The organism is Hymenobacter sp. DG25A (genome assembly GCF_001280305.1).
Taxonomy (GTDB): Bacteria; Bacteroidota; Bacteroidia; order Cytophagales; family Hymenobacteraceae; genus Hymenobacter.
This window is the reverse complement of the sequence record NZ_CP012623.1, coordinates 1,549,955-1,565,203: the sequence shown is the minus strand read 5'-3', so window position 1 is coordinate 1,565,203 and position 15,249 is coordinate 1,549,955. Positions and strand designations below refer to the sequence as shown.

The following is a 15,249-nucleotide window of genomic DNA, read 5'->3' as shown; positions in this document are numbered from 1 at the left end:
AACACGGTGCCATCCAAATAGTTTACAATTACCGCCTCCTCCAAAGTCCTTTACTGAATTGACTATGAAGATGATGAGAATTGCCGTGCAAAGCCCCAGCCAATTAAAAAAGGCATTACTAGCTGAGTGTCTGCGCATTCAGCAGGAGAAAGCCGACAATGCCCGGCAGGCCATGCAAGATGTTCAGGAAAGTGCCAACGAGCATCAGGGTTCCATTGAAGATAAGTTTGAGTCTTTCCGGGAGGCGTGCCATATCCAGCGGGAGTTGTTTGGGCACCAGCTGGAAGAAGCCGAGCGCGGCCTGGTAGTATTGCAGCGCCTGCGCGATGCGCACGTGCTGGCCGGAGTGCCCGGGCTGGGCTCAGTAGTGGAAACCGACGCGCACACGTACTTTATTTCCGTGAGCATAGGGGAGTTTAAGGTGGATGGCAAAACCTACTGTGCCATTTCCGCCTTTTCGCCCTTATTCCTGGCCATGGCCAATCACCGCGTCGGCGACACTTTCAAATTCCGGGGGCGCAGCTACCACATTAAAGCAGTGTACTAGAATCGGGGACATGACCCCAAAAAGAAACGACGCCCGAAATTGGGCGTCGTTTCTTTTTAGGGTCAGGAGCGACTAGCGTACCCGGGTCCAGGTCTGGGAGCGACCAATCAGCGAAAAGCCGATGTAGCCTTTTACTTCCATGGTGTTCGGGCTGAGTATTTTCATGTAGCAGGAGTAGGTTTTGCCGCTCTCCGGATCATAGATTTTACCATCGTCCCACTTGTTATCTTCATCGTACTCAAAGTCCTGCATGAAGACCAGGCCTAAGCGGGGGCGTGACCGGAGCTTGGGGTCCGGATTTTGGGAATCGGTTTTGGGCTTACCGGTTTTGGGGTCGTTTGGCACCGTTAGCGAGACAATACGCCCACACAGCTTTTTACCACATTGGTAAATCTCAAACGTAGCCTTCTTCTCAGCATTGGTCCACACCCCCAGAGGTGATAGTTTTTGCGCGGAGGCCATGGAAGCAAGTCCCAGCACGAGGGCCAGACAGAGAAACAGAGCTTTTTTCATTGAAATAGATGGAAAGAAGGGTTTGAGTGGAAAATATAGGCAAAGTCTGGAGAATGTCAATATCGGAAGACGAATGCTGTGCACCCCAAAGGCAAGGATAGTACCAATGATTGGCCGCCGGTTTTTTAAGCCGAAAAAAAAGCGGCTGATTGTCAGTGTTATGTCATTAAAATTGGACTACCCGGTTAAAAAAAGCCTTTTCCATTTTGAACCTTCAGGCCGAGTTTTAACTTTACCAACCGTAGCGAGTGCTACAACTCCCCCAAGCAGCCCTAAGGTGCTGGGTAGCGCGGGAAGAGGTATGTTGGATGTAAAGAAAGGAGGTACAAAATGTCTAGTAGTCCCAAACAAATCCTGCCAAGCCTGTCGAATGTAGTACGCTTCACCGCCGTACGCGCTTAACAACAGCTTTCGCGCGGAACCTCTGTTAGCCCCTCAGGGCGGGTTCCCGCATTCTGGCAAGGTCTTACTCGAAGGATGACGGGGCTGAACCCCAGACTCGTCGCTTGGTAAGATTTGAAGGATTAGATGCCCGGTTAGCCCAGCAGCCTGTATAACAGGACTGCATAGGCTACCCGGGCATCGTTCGTTTAGACCAGTGGTGAAAGGGTGATATAGGGTGTTGACATTCTGTGGGCGCCACCTACGCGCATGGCGCCAAGGGAGCGTTAAACGCGTCATCTCACTACTTCTCCATTTCACCTTTTACAGCACGCGGCGGATGGCCATAAAGCGGCGCTCATAATCGGTCTTCTCCACCGTGCTGATCTTTACTCCGGATTCCTTTCTGGCCGAAGAGGAATGAATGAAACGCAGCGGCTCGCCGGGGTTAGAAATGACAATGCCAGCGTGGCCAGGGGTAGTAGAGGTGGTGGCCGTACCGGTGAAAACTACAATGTCGCCGGGGCGGGCACTCCTGCGGGGCACTTCGCGGCCGGTATTAATGAGCAGGGCCGTAGAGTGTGGCACCGGAACCCCGAAGCGGGCAAAAACATAATTGACAAAGCCGGAGCAGTCAAAACCGGTTTCGGGCGTGGCGCCGGCATAGCAGTAGTTGGTGCCCAACTGGCGCATGGCAAACCGGATGACGCTGTCGGCACGGGCCACAACGGGGGCGGCAGGAGCATCTACTTTCCATACCGCGGAGCGGGCCGGCGTGCGGTTGGCCTTTTCAGCAGGGCGCAGAACGGTTTCAGCCGGCTCGTTATCCATCAGCGCCAGGGGGGCTGCCTGCTGGCGGTTACGGATTGTGACACCAATGATGAAAGCCGCAATAACAAAAAAGCTTAGCCAGACATAACGCATGAAATTGCAGAACCTTCCGGAATATAAGCGGAAAGGTATTCTCCTAACGGCTGTACCGGGGTGGGGGTTCCGGTGGGGCTAATGGGCCGCCGGCGCTTCTCTACTTAATTTTCACCAGTATCTTGCAACTCCTGGCGGATAGCTGTGTCCGCTACCCAGCTTTTCTCACTTACTCTTTTCCATGCTTCACCACCGTTTCCGTTTCCTTCTGGCAGGTCTGCTGTTATGGCTTACCGTTCAGGCCGCTCCCGCGTGGGCCGCGCCCAAGCTGCAATATACGCTGCTCATGCCGGCTCCCCAGACGCACTATTTTGAAGTTGATATGCGCCTCTCGGGCTTCCGCAAGGCTTATACCGATGTGAAAATGCCAGTCTGGGCGCCCGGCTCTTACCTGGTGCGGGAATTCTCTAAAAACGTAGAAAGCCTGGCGGCCAAAGCCGGCTCTACGGAGCTGCGCACCGAAAAAATTGATAAGAACACCTGGCGCATATATCACCCCAAAGCCCAGGATTTTGTGGTGCATTACCGGGTATATGCCTTCGAGCTATCCGTGCGCACCAGCTTTATTGATGCCTCACACGGCTACCTGAACGGCTCCAGCGTGTTTATGTACCCCGCCGAGGAAAAGGCATTGGCCAGCACTCTCACGGTAGTGCCTGCCAACGGCTGGACGCAGGTTACCACCAGCCTGAAGCCGGTAGCCGGTGGCGCCCCCTTCACGTTCCGCTCTGCTTCCTATGATGAGCTGGCCGATTCGCCCATTGAGATTGGTACCCACCAGGTGCTGCAGTTTGAGGCCAACGGCACCCCGCACACCATTGCCATGTACGGCAACCCCCGCTTTGATGAGCAGCGCCTGCTCACGGACATGAAGCGCGTGTGCGAAGAAGCCCACCGGGTGGTAGGCAAAAACCCCCTGGACCGCTACGTATTCATCATTCATAACATTGACCGGGGCACCGGCGGCCTGGAGCACCTGTTCTCCACCACGCTGTCCGTATCGCGCAATGCTTATTCTTCGGAAGCCAGCTACCTGAACTTCCTGGGCCTGGTGGCCCACGAGTACTTCCATCTCTGGAACGTTAAGCGCATTCGTCCGGTAGCCCTGGGCCCCTTTGATTACGACCACGAAAACTACACCCACATGCTGTGGGTGAGCGAAGGCGGCACAGAGTATTTCTCTAACCTGATTACCCAGCGGGCCGGTTTCTACACGCCCCAGCGCTACCTCGATGCCCTGGCCAACGGCATTTCCCGTGTAGAGAATACGCCCGGCAACAAAGTGCAGTCGGCCGCGGAGTCGAGCTTTGATGCCTGGATTAAGTATTACCGTCCCAACGAGAATTCCAGCAACACCGGCATCAGCTACTATGATAAAGGCGAGCTGATTGGGGCCATGCTGGATCTGATGATCATCAATGAAACCAAAGGCGAGAAGAATCTGGACGATGTGATGCGCTACCTCTACGAGCGGTATTACCAGCAGCTGGGCCGCGGCTTCACCGATGCCGAGTACCAGGATGCCGTAGCCAAAGTAGCCGGCCGCCGCTATGATGATTTCTTCCGCGAGAGTGTGTACGGCACCAAAACGCTGGATTATGCCACTAACCTGGGCTATGCCGGCCTGCAGCTGAGCGCCACACCCTCTTCCGGCGAAGGCGTGCTGGGTGCTAACGTAAGCACCACCGGCGGCAAGTACACCGTAACCAGCGTAGTGCGCAACGGCAGCGCCTGGCAGGGCGGCCTGAGCGTAAACGACGAACTGCTGGCCATGGACGGCATCCGCCTCACCGACGACCCCAACAAGCTGCTCACTGCCCGCGCCCCCGGCACGCCCATCCGCCTGCTCATCGTGCGCGACGGCCAGACCCGCGAGCTGATCCTGCCGCTGCTGCCCATCGCCACGCAGAAATACCGCATCGAAATGATGCCTAACGCCACCGAAGCCCAGCAGAAAGTTCTGCGCAAGTGGCTGCCAGAGCGCAAAGCCTAGTCAAGGCATTCAGATATAAAAAGCCGCCCGGTCATTTGCTCGGGCGGCTTTTATGTTTTCAAAAGCGAAAGAGGTTAAGGTGAAGTGAACATCAATCTGAGAACTGCGAAGCCTCCAGCAAACGACCAGTGTTGAAACAGGACGGTCATGCTGAGCGCAGTCGAAGCATCTCGCGTGCTGATGTTGTGGTAGTAATCATTGTATACCCCACTAGCGAGATGCTTCGACTGCGCTCAGCATGACGTTCTTTTCCCATTTCTTTACCAACAGAGTCAGCACGCGAGATGCTTCGGCTCTGCCTCTGCATAACGGGTAGGATAGAGCTGCATCTTAAAACCAAAACTCCCCGCCTGGAACAAACCAGGCGGGGAGTTTTGCTTGCTGAACAGCCAGCAGTTAGTACACGCGTTCCAGGGAAACTTCCCGTACCGGGGCAATAACCAGCGGCACCTTTTCCACTTTCACGGAGCTGGTATCCAGCCCGAAGTACTTGTCTTCGGAGGCAATGAACTGCTTGATGTAGAAGTAGGCCTGCATTACCAGGCGCTCTACCCAGGGGAAGTCGTTTTCAACCGAGAGGAACTTCTCCAGCACCACAAAGCGGAAGTCGCCGGTCACGTGCTGCTTGCTCAGGGACTCGTAGCGGGAGGTGATATCCACTTCCTTGTTGCGCACCAGGTCCTCAATTACTTTGCGGAAGTAGAGGTTGATTTTCTGCTCCACCCGGAAGCCCAGGCGGAAGGTAATGCGGAAGGCATCATCGGGGGCCAGCTCCACCACTTTGTACTCCATGGTGTAGGGCTGGTCGGTGGTGTCTACGTGCACAAACCAGTAGATATCGGCCCGCTTGGGGCGCTTCTGGAAGATGGAGTAGATGATTTTGGACTCGATTTCCGTTTGCCGCTCGGCCGAGGTCATGAACACCAGGTGCGTGGAGTACTTCGGCACGGTTTCGTCGGCGCTCAGCTGTTTCAGCGCGTCCATGTAGGGGTCTATCTTCACAAACTCCGTGAGGCGGCGCTTGATGTAGAAAGCCCGCAGCCACACATACATCACCGAAATCAGAACTAGGCTGATAGCCACGGATACCCAGCCGCCGTGCGGAAACTTGATGAGGTTAGCCACAAGGAAGGCGCCCTCAATGGCGCCATACAGCAGCAGGAAAAGCGCTACCAGCCCGGCAGGCACCCGCTTCGTCCGCAGCCACATGGAAAGCAGCAGCGTGGTCATGAGCATGGTAATGGTAATAGCCAGACCATAGGCCGCTTCCATTGCACTCGACTCCCGGAAATACAGTACCACCGCAATACAGCCCAGCAGCAGCAGGCGGTTCATGCTGGGCACGTAGAGCTGGCCCTTCACATCGGTAGGGTAGTTAAGGCGTACTTTAGGCCACATATTCAGCCGAATGGCTTCTGCTACCAGCGTAAACGAGCCTGTAATCAGGGCCTGGGAAGCAATGATGGCCGCAATGGTGGCAATACCAATACCAATCAGCAGAAACCAGGAAGGCATCAGCTCATAGAAAGGGTTGCGGCCGTCCAGGTGCTGACCAACCTGCGTCATCAGCCAGGCGCCCTGCCCAAAGTAATTGAGCAGCAGGCACAGCTTCACAAATCCCCAGCTGATGCGGATGTTGCCTTTGCCGCAGTGGCCCAGATCGGAGTATAAGGCCTCGGCCCCGGTAGTACACAAAAACACGGCGCCCAGCAGCCAGAAACCGCCCGGCGTGTTCACCAGCAGGTTGTAGGCATAGTAGGGGTTGGCCGCTTTCAGAATTTCCGGGTGCTGAGAGATGCTGTAAATGCCAAGCGCCGCCAGCATGGAAAACCACAGGAACATGATAGGGCCAAAAGCCTTGCCTACAATCTGTGTTCCGAAGCTTTGCAGGAAAAACAGCCCGCACAGAATAGCAATTACGATGTAGACAATGGTGGTTTGCTGCAGATGCGGATACACCGTTTTAAGTCCCTCAATAGCCGAGGAAACCGAAATGGGCGGGGTAATAATACCATCGGCCAGCAAAGAAGCGCCCCCCACAATAGCCACCGCCGAGAGCCAGGTACCACGACGGCGCACCAGGGCGTACAGGGAGAAAATACCGCCTTCCCCGTTGTTATCCGCGTTGAGGGTCAGCAGCACATACTTGATGGTAGTTTGCAGTGTAAGCGTCCACAGCACGCAGGAGATGCCCCCATATACCAAATCCTGGGTAATGGTTTCCGGCACAATGGCCTTCATCACGTACAGGGGTGAGGTACCAATATCCCCGTAAATAATGCCGAGCGCAATAAGCAGGCCCGCCGTAGATATGGCTGTGTGCTGGTGCTGGTGTTTGGCGTCCATGAAAATGGTGAAAAGGAGATATTTGCTGCTGCGCTTTTAGAGCGGCTAAAGGTAAGGCAAAAGAAAAAACAATAGCCTGGCAGACTTACTGACCCGCTTCCGAAGTGTCTTCATCGGAAGGCTGCCCCGCCGAAAATGCCTGGAACAGGATGGCAGCCTGCTCATCATGGCGCTGCTGAATGCGCCGGTTTACCTGGCCAGCCAGTGTTTGCCACGGGGCCAGCTCACCGGAAAGGGTATAGTACAAATCTTCCTGGCCCAGCCGCAGAATGCGCAGGCGCTTGGCACCCCGGTGCCCAATAAGCAGCAGGAGGGCTCCCACCGTCATGCCCATGGCGGCGGGCATGGTGCGCAGCCAGTTTTGCAGAAAGGCCATGGTGAAAATAGCCAGTGTGAGGCCGCCCAGCAGGTACCAGAGCAGCCAGCGCACCGGTTTTACTTCAATGGCCTCCAGCTCCAGCAGACTGAACACCCGCCCATCAACCTTCAGCGTGGTAGCCGTAAGCTCCAGCCGGCCATCTTCGCTGCGCATGGTAGGCACGGCGGGAGCGGGTGGCGGCACAGGCGGCAAGGGTTCGTCCATCACGGGAGGGAGGGTAGTGTTAAGGGCCGGCCGGGGGGTGGTAAAAGCCGGCACCGGGCCGCTGGCGCTACGGCTGCCCGCGCTCCAGGTGGGCACGGCAGTCGAAGAGGTTTCCAGCGGCCCGGTGTCAGGCATCGTTAGTTATTTACTTTCAGCAGCTCCACGTCGAAGATGAGCGTGGAGTCGGGGCCGATGTCGCGGCCGGCGCCGCGCTTGCCATAGGCCAGCTCCGAGGGAATGTACAGGCGCCATTTAGAGCCTTCGGGCATCAGCTGCAGCGCTTCTGTCCAGCCGGCAATTACGCCGTTTACGGGGAAGGTAGCGGGCTGGCCGCGCTGGTAGCTGCTGTCAAACACATTACCATTAATGAGCGTACCGTGGTAGTGCGTAGTAACCGACGAGCTGAGCGAAGGCTTCTTGCCCGAGCCCTCCTTCAGCACCTCGTACTGCAGGCCGCTGGGCAGCGTGTGCACTCCGGCTTTGTCTTTGTTGGCGGCCAGGAAAGCCAGCCCTTCGGCCTGGTTGTCGCTGCCACTGGCAGCGCCGGCAGTGCTGGCGCCGTCCTCGTCGGCTTCCAGGGCTTCCATCTGCTGCTGCAGCTGGCCCATGGCTTCTTTCATCTGGTCCTGGGTGAGGCGGCTGGGCTCACCGGCCATGCCTTCCTTCATGCTGGCGGCCAGCACATCAATATCCAGATCCAGGCCCTGCTGGGCGAAGTTGCGGGCCAGGTCGCGGCCAATGATGTAGCTGATTTGGTCTTTTAAGCTGTTGAGGTTCATAAGGGTAGGGGACAGAGAATGTGAAACGGCTGTGATACGCCTACTACGTACCATACCGTGAAGTACCGAAATCAAATGAGAATGGATGTGCTTTTCTTCCGCAGGGTCAGGAAAACACTGAGAATGAGCCGCAAAATCACGGCCTGAGGCATAAAAAAGCCCTGCCACCAGGTGGCAGGGCTTTTTCGTTCAGTTATACGGGCCGGTTAGCAGTAATAGCAGCTATCCTCTCCCCGCAGGTCAAAATTCAAATCAAGGTCTTTTAGTTGGGCCGACAGGTAACGGAATGAACCCAGGCCACCCAACAGCAACAACGACGAAAATGCGGTGGTCTTTTTCATATCAACTTCTCTCTTACTGGTTTGTGCAGGCAAAGATACGGAGATATTCATAAAATGTTATGCAAGCATACTTAATCAAAGTGTTAAATAATTGGGTAAAGGCCGTCATTTCGATAGAACAACGGTTCTGACCGTCATGCTGAGCAGGATCCAAGTATCTCTACTGCTTGGTTGGGTTTACTACACTACCAAGGTGCTTCGGCTGCGCTCAGCATGACGTTACTTTCCTACAATGTTACATTTCAGACGCGGCGTGGCGCTCAGTCGGGGGCTTTGCCCGCCACTACTCCACCAGCTGCGCATACAGGCGGTTCAAAGTATCGGCGGCATTCTCGCACAGGCCGGGGTGCACCGGCGACGTTTGCACAATCGTGCTGCGCTGGGCCGTGAGCCAACGGAAACGGGAGGCAATGGGCAACTGACCAATAGGGCCGCCTTCCCGGCGGCCCTGGCAGATTCGCTCAAACGCCCGCAAGCGTTGGGCCAGGTCCTGCAGGTCCAGCTCGGCGCAGCCAAAGGCGCGCAGGCGGGCTTCCGGTACTGCGCACCGCACCTGCAGAAAACCTTCGGAGGCACAGTACACGATAACGCCCACGTTGAGGAACTCCTCACGCTCTACGCGGGGCACCACGCGCAGAACGGCGTACTCAAATAAGTGCTTGGCGGGCATGCTGCGCTTCCTGAACAAAGGTTTCTGATGCGGACAGGCGGGCTTCCAGGAAGCGCACGTAATTCTGGCGCTGCTCCTCCGCCGTGAGCGTGGTGGACTGATCTGAGGTCAGCCACTCGTCGGGCACCAGGGCCAGAATGGACTGGAGCACGTCGGGGGTGAGCAGGGCGCGGCTGGCGGCGTCCACGGCTTCCAGCTCGCTGGCCTGGGGCAGGAGCACGTGGTCTTTCACCTGCGGAAAGGCGCGGCGCGTGTTCTGGGCCCAGTCGGGGCCGGTGTGGTGCACGTAGAGGGCGGCGCCGTGGTCAATGAGCCACAGTTCACGGTGCCACATCAGCATATTGGTGTTGCGGGCAGTGCGGTCTACGTTCAGCGTGAGGCAGTCCAGCCACACAATTTGAGAAGCCAGCCCGGGCTCAATAGTATTCACCAAAGGGTCGTAGGTGATGGCGCCGGAAAGGTAGTGCAGGGCCAGATTGAGGCCGGTGCTGAAGCGCAGCAGGTCCTGAATTTCCTCGTCGGGCTCGGTGCGGCCAAAGGCTTCATCCAGCCGCATGAACACCAGCTCCGGCATGCGCAGGCCCAGGGCCCGGGCCAGCTCGCCCACAATCAGCTCGGCAATTAGCGCCTTCAGGCCCTGGCCCGCCCCCCGAAACTTAACGACGTAGAGAAAACCGTCATCGGCCTCCACAAGGCCCGGCAGGGAGCCGCCTTCGCGCAGCGGCGTAACGTAGCGCGTCACGTCAACGGTTCTAAGGGAAAGGTCAGGTACGGGCATGTAGCATGGGAATAGGGCATGAGGCGCACAAATAACCTACAATTCCGGCAGTTTGCCGAAGAGTAGAAAGAATGGTGAAAAGGGGCTGACGGTGCATGATGCGAAATGGATTGGCTACCATTCCGGCCTATGTCTCCGGCAATCAGCCGACGACCTTTTTTCAAGGCATCAAGGCTAGCCCAGGTATGCCATATCTTCCGGACTCAGGCGAACATCTACGGAAGCCAGATTCTCCCGCAAATGCGCCAGCGAAGAAGTGCCCGGAATGGGCAACAGCCACGGCGACTTATGCAGCAGCCAGGCCAGGTTTACCTGGGCCTCGGAGGCGTTGTGCTTGCGGGCCATGTCAGCCATTTTCGTGTCAGCTTTAGGCAGCGAGTTGATCAGCGAAAAATAGGGGATAAGCGGAATGGCGTGCTGCTCGCACAGGTCCAGCACTTCCTCGCCGCCCCGGTTCTCCCCGTAGGGTAGTTTTAAGGTGGTGCGCTGCCCGTGGCCGTACATATTTTCCACGGTAGCAATAGGGCCCATCTTCAACCCGGTTTCCAGTTCTTCCCGGCTCACGTTGCTCAGCCCCACGTGCTGGATCAGGCCTTCCTGCTGCATCTCAAACATGGCACCCAACGACTCATCAAACGGCACCTCGTGGTGGCCCATGGTGCGCAGATGCACCAGCTGAATCTGTTCCTGCTTAAGAGTGCGCAGGTTATTTTCGATGCTGGTGCGCAGGTTTTCGGGCCGGATGAAGGGTGCCCAGCTTTTATCGGGCCGGCGGGTGGCGCCTACTTTGGTGCAAATCACCAGGTCGGAAGCATATGGGTGCAGGGCTTCCTGAATCAGGCGGTTGGTCACGTCCTCGCCGTAGTAGTCGGCGGTGTCCAGGAAGTTCACGCCCGCCTCCAGGGCGGTCCGGAGAATCTGCAGCGCCTCGGCGCGGTTAGCGGGCTCGCCCCAAATTTCCGGGCCGGTGAGGCGCATAGTGCCGTAGCCCAGGCGGGAGACAGTGAGTGGTTGGGTAGAGTTTTGGGCGATGGTAATGGTCATAAAGAGAAGCTGGTGGTAAGATGCTGATGCGGAACAGAACAAATAACTCCGGAAATGTGCTGGGGTTAGGTAACGCAGCCTCGGGTGCCTGAGATACAAAACGGCCCTCTCCTGATGTAGGAACGGGCCGTTGTAAGTGCTGATCCAGAAAACAACTATTCGTCGTCGGTAGACGGGCCCGACTGCTGGAGGCCGCCACCGCCCAGCATAATGGCCAACGACTTCATACCGATTTGCAGCTCGTCTTTGGCATAGTCCAGAATGGGGGTGTTGGCTTTAATCTGCAGGTCCTGGGGCGTTATGGTCTTGAGCTGCACACTGGCAAACTCATACACCATCTTCTGCCGACGTTCCTTATCAAAGTAAACCACCAGCCTGGTGATGCCATACTTTTCCTTGACGTACACAGGGTGAGCGAAATTCAGCATGTGCGGAATCTGCACCGATGTCCAGACATCCAGGGCTACCGGCTTCTGGCTCATCTCGCCGGGGTTGTCGGTATTAGTGGCAGGGGCCGCAGCGCCTGGTTTCAGGGTGTAAGTGGCTTTCTGGCTGGGGTAACCGGCTATCAGGCTGGTTTCGGTGGAGGTCTTCAGCGTATAGTCTTCTTCCGTCACCACAATGCTCTGCCAGCTCTTTTTCAGGGAAGTGGCGTTGTAGGTGTAAGCTACCCGCTCGGGGCTGGCCTGGGCGGCCAGAAGGAACAGACCGGTGTTTTTAGCCCCGTCGAAGTAGTTTTCAAGATGATAGGACAGGCCATCGGTGCTTACGCGGGCTTCCTGGCCACGGAAGTAGATAGTGCCTTTGCGGGGCAGCATCATGGCGCCCATCACCAGGGCCGGATTTATCTTTTCCGCTTCGGCCTGAAACTGCTGCTGCTCGGCCGGCGTCATGCGCATGGCCAGCTGTTGCATCTGCGCCTGCACATTACCCTTGGTGGGGTCAATCTGACTCAGCAGTTTATCATAAGGATTGCCCGGCAGCGATACCCTGGTGGTAATAATGCCCTGTGTGAAATTAGCCGGCGCCCCCGGCGCAACAGCGGAAGGAGTAGAGAAGCCAGCGGCAGTTAGCAGCGCTGCAACTGGTACCAGGGCAAAGGCAAACGGATGACGGATACGCATGAGCGGATAGAAGGAGGAAAAAGACACTATCTGACTTCATTGCCTAAGGAGGGGAAGATGAAATCGGGGTCAATCTATATAGATAAATCGTAATACCTGTTCAGTTTCTTCCGGCTATCATCTAGAAGTATATGGGCTTAGTACAACGGCAAATGGTAGCTAACGCAGATTAAACTACGCGGCGAAGGGTAGCCCGTAGGATTAATCGTGGAAGTACCACGCTGATTTTCAATCACGCATTTCCTCTACTTCCACGCGCCGGTTGCGGGCATCGGGTGAGGGAAACAGGGGGTGCGCCCCGCCGTACCCGATGGTGCTGATGCGCGCCGGGTCGATGCCCGCTCTCAACAAAAAGGCCTTTACCGTGGCAGCTCGTTTTTCCGATAGAGCCAGGTTTTTCTGGTCTTCGCCAACCTGGTCGGTGTGGCCTGCCACCCGGATTTTGAGCGCAGGACGGGCACGCAGCTCCCGGACCAGCTGATGCAGGGAGGCCTCGCCCGCCGGCAACAGCTCCGCCGTGCCAAGGAAGAACAACACTTTCGGTAACACCACGGGGGTAGTAGTTACCAACGGAGCAGCGGCGGGCAGCTTTTTGCCGGCAGCCGGGGCCGGCTGCTTTGCCGGCGGGCGAACAGCTAATGGCGTTTTGGGCGCACTTTTGGGCGGGACTACCTGAATAGTAACTGCCACCGGCGTTTGCTGCGAAGTGGGATAATACCCCTGTGTAAGGTAAAACGTAGTGGTTTTAGTAAGGCTGGTGCGGAAAGTGCCCCCTCGGTTTACCGGCTGGTTTAGCTCCGCATCGGCGTACCATTGCACCTCACGGCCCGTCACGTGTATGGTGGTGGGCTTGCCCGCCGGCACCGTAGCCGCCGATTTTAGCTTGATGCGGTAAAGGGTAAACTTGCCGAAGTCGCAGGTGCCGACGGGCCGATAGGTGGCCCGGCCGGTCAGTTTTTCTTCGGCCGCGTCGTAGGTGAAAGTGACGGCGCCCTGGCACCAGTAGTTATCCGGGTCGCGGAATCGTTGATACAAAACCCGCGTTTCAGTTATCTGGAGCTGGGTGCCTGCCTGGGTGCCCTGTATCTGGAAGGATACTGACGAGCCGGGGTCGTGCAGAATTTCCTGGTACAGTACTCCAAACATGGTCTTGCTCTCGCCATACTGCAGGCGCAGCACTGTAGGCCACGCCATACCCGGCTGACCAGTTTCACTTTCCGCCCCCTGCCACACGCCCGCCAACGACTGGCCTTTTACTTCACTGGCCAGCAACACTGCCAGCAGGCTAACATATAACGCTCTAAACATTCCTCTCACAAATAATTTCGTGAAAATAGGCGCAGAAGCTTAAATGCCGCGGATTAACCTCGGGCGTGCCGCTTACTCCTCGCGCCGGGCCTCTTTCTGAATGCGGCCTTCCCACCGTTTGCGGCGCGGAGCTACGCTGCCGCGCAGGTATTTTTCCATTACCAGTACGGCACAGGGAGCGGCGGCCTCGGCCCCAAACCCGGCATTTTCAATATAAACCGCCACGGCTATTTTGGGATGATCAGCGGGGGCAAAGCCCACGAAGGCCGCGTGGTCGTCGCCCTGGTCGTTTTGCACCGTGCCGGTTTTGCCGGCTACCGTTATGCCCACGTCGGCCAGGCTGGAGCTGGCGGCCGTACCGCCGCGCATTACAGCCACCATACCCGGAATCAACGCCGCAAAGTTTGCACTATCAATGAGCGTGTGGTGCTTTACCCGGAAGCGGTGCAGCGGCCCACTTTCCCCAATGCCCCGCACCAGGTGGGGCGTGTAGTACCAGCCCCGGTTGGCAATAATAGCCGCCATATTAGCCATTTGCAGGCCCGTCAGGTTGATTTCGCCCTGCCCGATGCTGAGCGAGTAAATGGAGCGGTATGTCCAGCTGCGGGTGCGGCGGGCTTTGTCGTAATACGCCGGGGTGGGCAGGAAGCCGGGGCCTTCGCGCGGCATGTCCACGCCCAGCACCGAATCCAGACCGAACGAGCGGGCGTAGCGGCGCCACTCGGCCAGGTTATAATGGCGGGCAGCCGACGAGTCCGTGGCCAGACTATCGGGCACGCGGTTAATGAGGTTGCCCATCACCTGGTAGAAATAGGGGTTGCAGCTGTACTTCAGGCCGGCCGTCAGGTTTTTTGCCCGGGGGTGCTCGTGCACGCAGCTCACCAGCGACTGGTCGCAGCGGAACCCGGTGTTGGGGCTGATGGCACCCATCTGCAAGGCTATGGCAGCATTCACCAACTTGAACACTGAGCCGGGTGGGTTGGCCAGCATGGCCGGCCGGTTCAGCAGCGGCATGTCTTCATGCTCCAGCAGTTTGGCGCGCACCCCGGCCTGGTCGGGCGCGGTGATGGTGGCCGACTGGTACACGGGCGCTGAAACGAAGGCCAGGATTTCCCCGGTGCGCGGGTCCAGGGCCACGAGGTAGCCCTTGCGGCCGCCCAGCAGCTTTTCGGCGTAGGCTTGCAGCTTCACATCAATTGTCAGGTGCAGGTCCTGGCCTTGCTGAAAGGCGGTATCCTTCGCCCAGGTGCCGTGCTGCTTGCCCTTGGCATCTACCAGTGGGTGCAGGTAGCCGCGGTGCCCGTTGAGTAGGCCGTTGTAGTAGGTTTCTACGCCACCGTTGCGCAGGCGGTAGAAGCGGCCGCGACCGGTGCGCCGGGCCTGACGGAGAAAGGGCTGGGCCTCGGCGCTCAGGTAGCCCAGCACCGGGGCTCCCGCCTTAGTAGTGTAAATGCGCTGGCGGCGCTCGGTCAGGGTAAGTCGGGGCACCGTGGCGCTGCTATCCCGGCGCACCCGCTCGGCTTCGGCTGCTGTGAGGGTGAGCTGAACCGGATAGCCGGCCGGGGCTTCGGTGTAGGGCAGGGCATCGGCAATGCGTCGCCGCACGGTTAGGGAGTCCCAGCCCAGCAGCTGGCCCAGCGCCAGGGTATCAAGCGGGGGGCGGCGCGGAAGTTTCAGCAGAAACTGGGGGCGGGTGTCTACCAGCACGGAGTCGTACCGGTCGAGGACGCGGCCCCGCTGCGGTAGGTCAGGCATAATTACACGACGGGCAGTGTAGCGTACGCGCACATCCTGATCCTGCGTGGGTCCGCCGGTTTGCTGGTCGGGGGAGGAGCAGGCGGCCGCCACTACGAGCAGGGCTAGTAGACTCTTAACCCAACAAATGGAAGCTGTACGCATGAGGTAAAGCTAGGCAATT

At 57.7% G+C, this 15,249-nt stretch carries 14 protein-coding genes; 2 read left to right on the top strand and 12 right to left on the bottom strand.

The window, feature by feature from the left end:
• Positions 1–64 precede the first annotated feature (64 nt).
• A complete protein-coding gene (locus AM218_RS06790; RefSeq protein WP_054413046.1) occupies positions 65–547 on the top strand; it encodes a hypothetical protein in 483 nt (160 codons plus the stop codon).
• 72 nt (positions 548–619) lie between these two features.
• On the opposite strand, the gene AM218_RS06785 is transcribed toward AM218_RS06790, so the two are convergent.
• A complete protein-coding gene (locus AM218_RS06785) occupies positions 620–1,060 on the bottom strand; it encodes a DUF2147 domain-containing protein (RefSeq protein WP_054413044.1) in 441 nt (146 codons plus the stop codon).
• Between the two features lie 705 nt (positions 1,061–1,765).
• Positions 1,766–2,365: a C40 family peptidase gene (locus tag AM218_RS06780; RefSeq protein WP_054413042.1), complete on the bottom strand. Its 600-nt coding sequence runs from the start codon at positions 2,363–2,365 to the stop codon at positions 1,766–1,768.
• Between the two features lie 181 nt (positions 2,366–2,546).
• On the opposite strand from AM218_RS06780, the gene AM218_RS06775 reads away from it, so the two are divergent.
• Positions 2,547–4,358: a M61 family metallopeptidase gene (locus tag AM218_RS06775; protein ID WP_231717561.1), complete on the top strand. Its 1,812-nt coding sequence runs from the start codon at positions 2,547–2,549 to the stop codon at positions 4,356–4,358.
• A 396-nt stretch (positions 4,359–4,754) separates the two neighbouring features.
• Here AM218_RS06775 and AM218_RS06770 read toward each other — a convergent pair whose 3' ends face one another.
• From AM218_RS06770 to AM218_RS06730, 10 genes are all read right to left on the bottom strand, one after another.
• Positions 4,755–6,704: a KUP/HAK/KT family potassium transporter gene (locus AM218_RS06770; protein WP_054413040.1), complete on the bottom strand. Its 1,950-nt coding sequence runs from the start codon at positions 6,702–6,704 to the stop codon at positions 4,755–4,757.
• 85 nt (positions 6,705–6,789) lie between these two features.
• Positions 6,790–7,422, bottom strand: a complete 633-nt coding sequence (locus AM218_RS06765) for a hypothetical protein (protein ID WP_054413037.1) — start codon at positions 7,420–7,422, stop codon at positions 6,790–6,792.
• A 2-nt stretch (positions 7,423–7,424) separates the two neighbouring features.
• Complete coding sequence (gene bamJ / locus AM218_RS06760) at positions 7,425–8,066, bottom strand: BamJ family beta-barrel-assembly machinery protein (protein WP_054413034.1); 642 nt, start codon at positions 8,064–8,066, stop codon at positions 7,425–7,427.
• Between the two features lie 206 nt (positions 8,067–8,272).
• Positions 8,273–8,458, bottom strand: coding sequence for a hypothetical protein (locus tag AM218_RS16730; protein WP_157547557.1), 186 nt, complete (start codon positions 8,456–8,458; stop codon positions 8,273–8,275).
• 232 nt (positions 8,459–8,690) lie between these two features.
• Positions 8,691–9,077 carry a DUF3037 domain-containing protein gene (locus tag AM218_RS06755; RefSeq protein WP_054413032.1) on the bottom strand — a complete coding sequence of 129 codons (387 nt, stop codon included), beginning with the start codon at positions 9,075–9,077 and terminating at the stop codon, positions 8,691–8,693.
• Positions 9,055–9,855, bottom strand: a complete 801-nt coding sequence (locus AM218_RS06750) for a HipA family kinase (RefSeq protein ID WP_054413030.1) — start codon at positions 9,853–9,855, stop codon at positions 9,055–9,057. Before AM218_RS06750 ends, AM218_RS06755 begins: the two co-directional genes overlap by 23 nt.
• Positions 9,856–10,029: 174 nt before the next feature.
• The gene (locus AM218_RS06745; protein ID WP_054413028.1) at positions 10,030–10,899 is read right to left on the bottom strand and encodes an aldo/keto reductase; all 870 of its coding nucleotides are present in this window, start codon (positions 10,897–10,899) and stop codon (positions 10,030–10,032) included.
• A gap of 155 nt (positions 10,900–11,054) precedes the next feature.
• Positions 11,055–12,023: a hypothetical protein gene (locus tag AM218_RS06740; RefSeq protein WP_054413026.1), complete on the bottom strand. Its 969-nt coding sequence runs from the start codon at positions 12,021–12,023 to the stop codon at positions 11,055–11,057.
• 228 nt (positions 12,024–12,251) lie between these two features.
• On the bottom strand, positions 12,252–13,331 hold the full coding sequence (locus AM218_RS06735; protein WP_054413024.1) for an OmpA family protein: 1,080 nt from the start codon (positions 13,329–13,331) through the stop codon (positions 12,252–12,254).
• 72 nt (positions 13,332–13,403) lie between these two features.
• Positions 13,404–15,230, bottom strand: coding sequence for a peptidoglycan D,D-transpeptidase FtsI family protein (locus tag AM218_RS06730; protein WP_082318103.1), 1,827 nt, complete (start codon positions 15,228–15,230; stop codon positions 13,404–13,406).
• Positions 15,231–15,249: the final 19 nt, after the last annotated feature.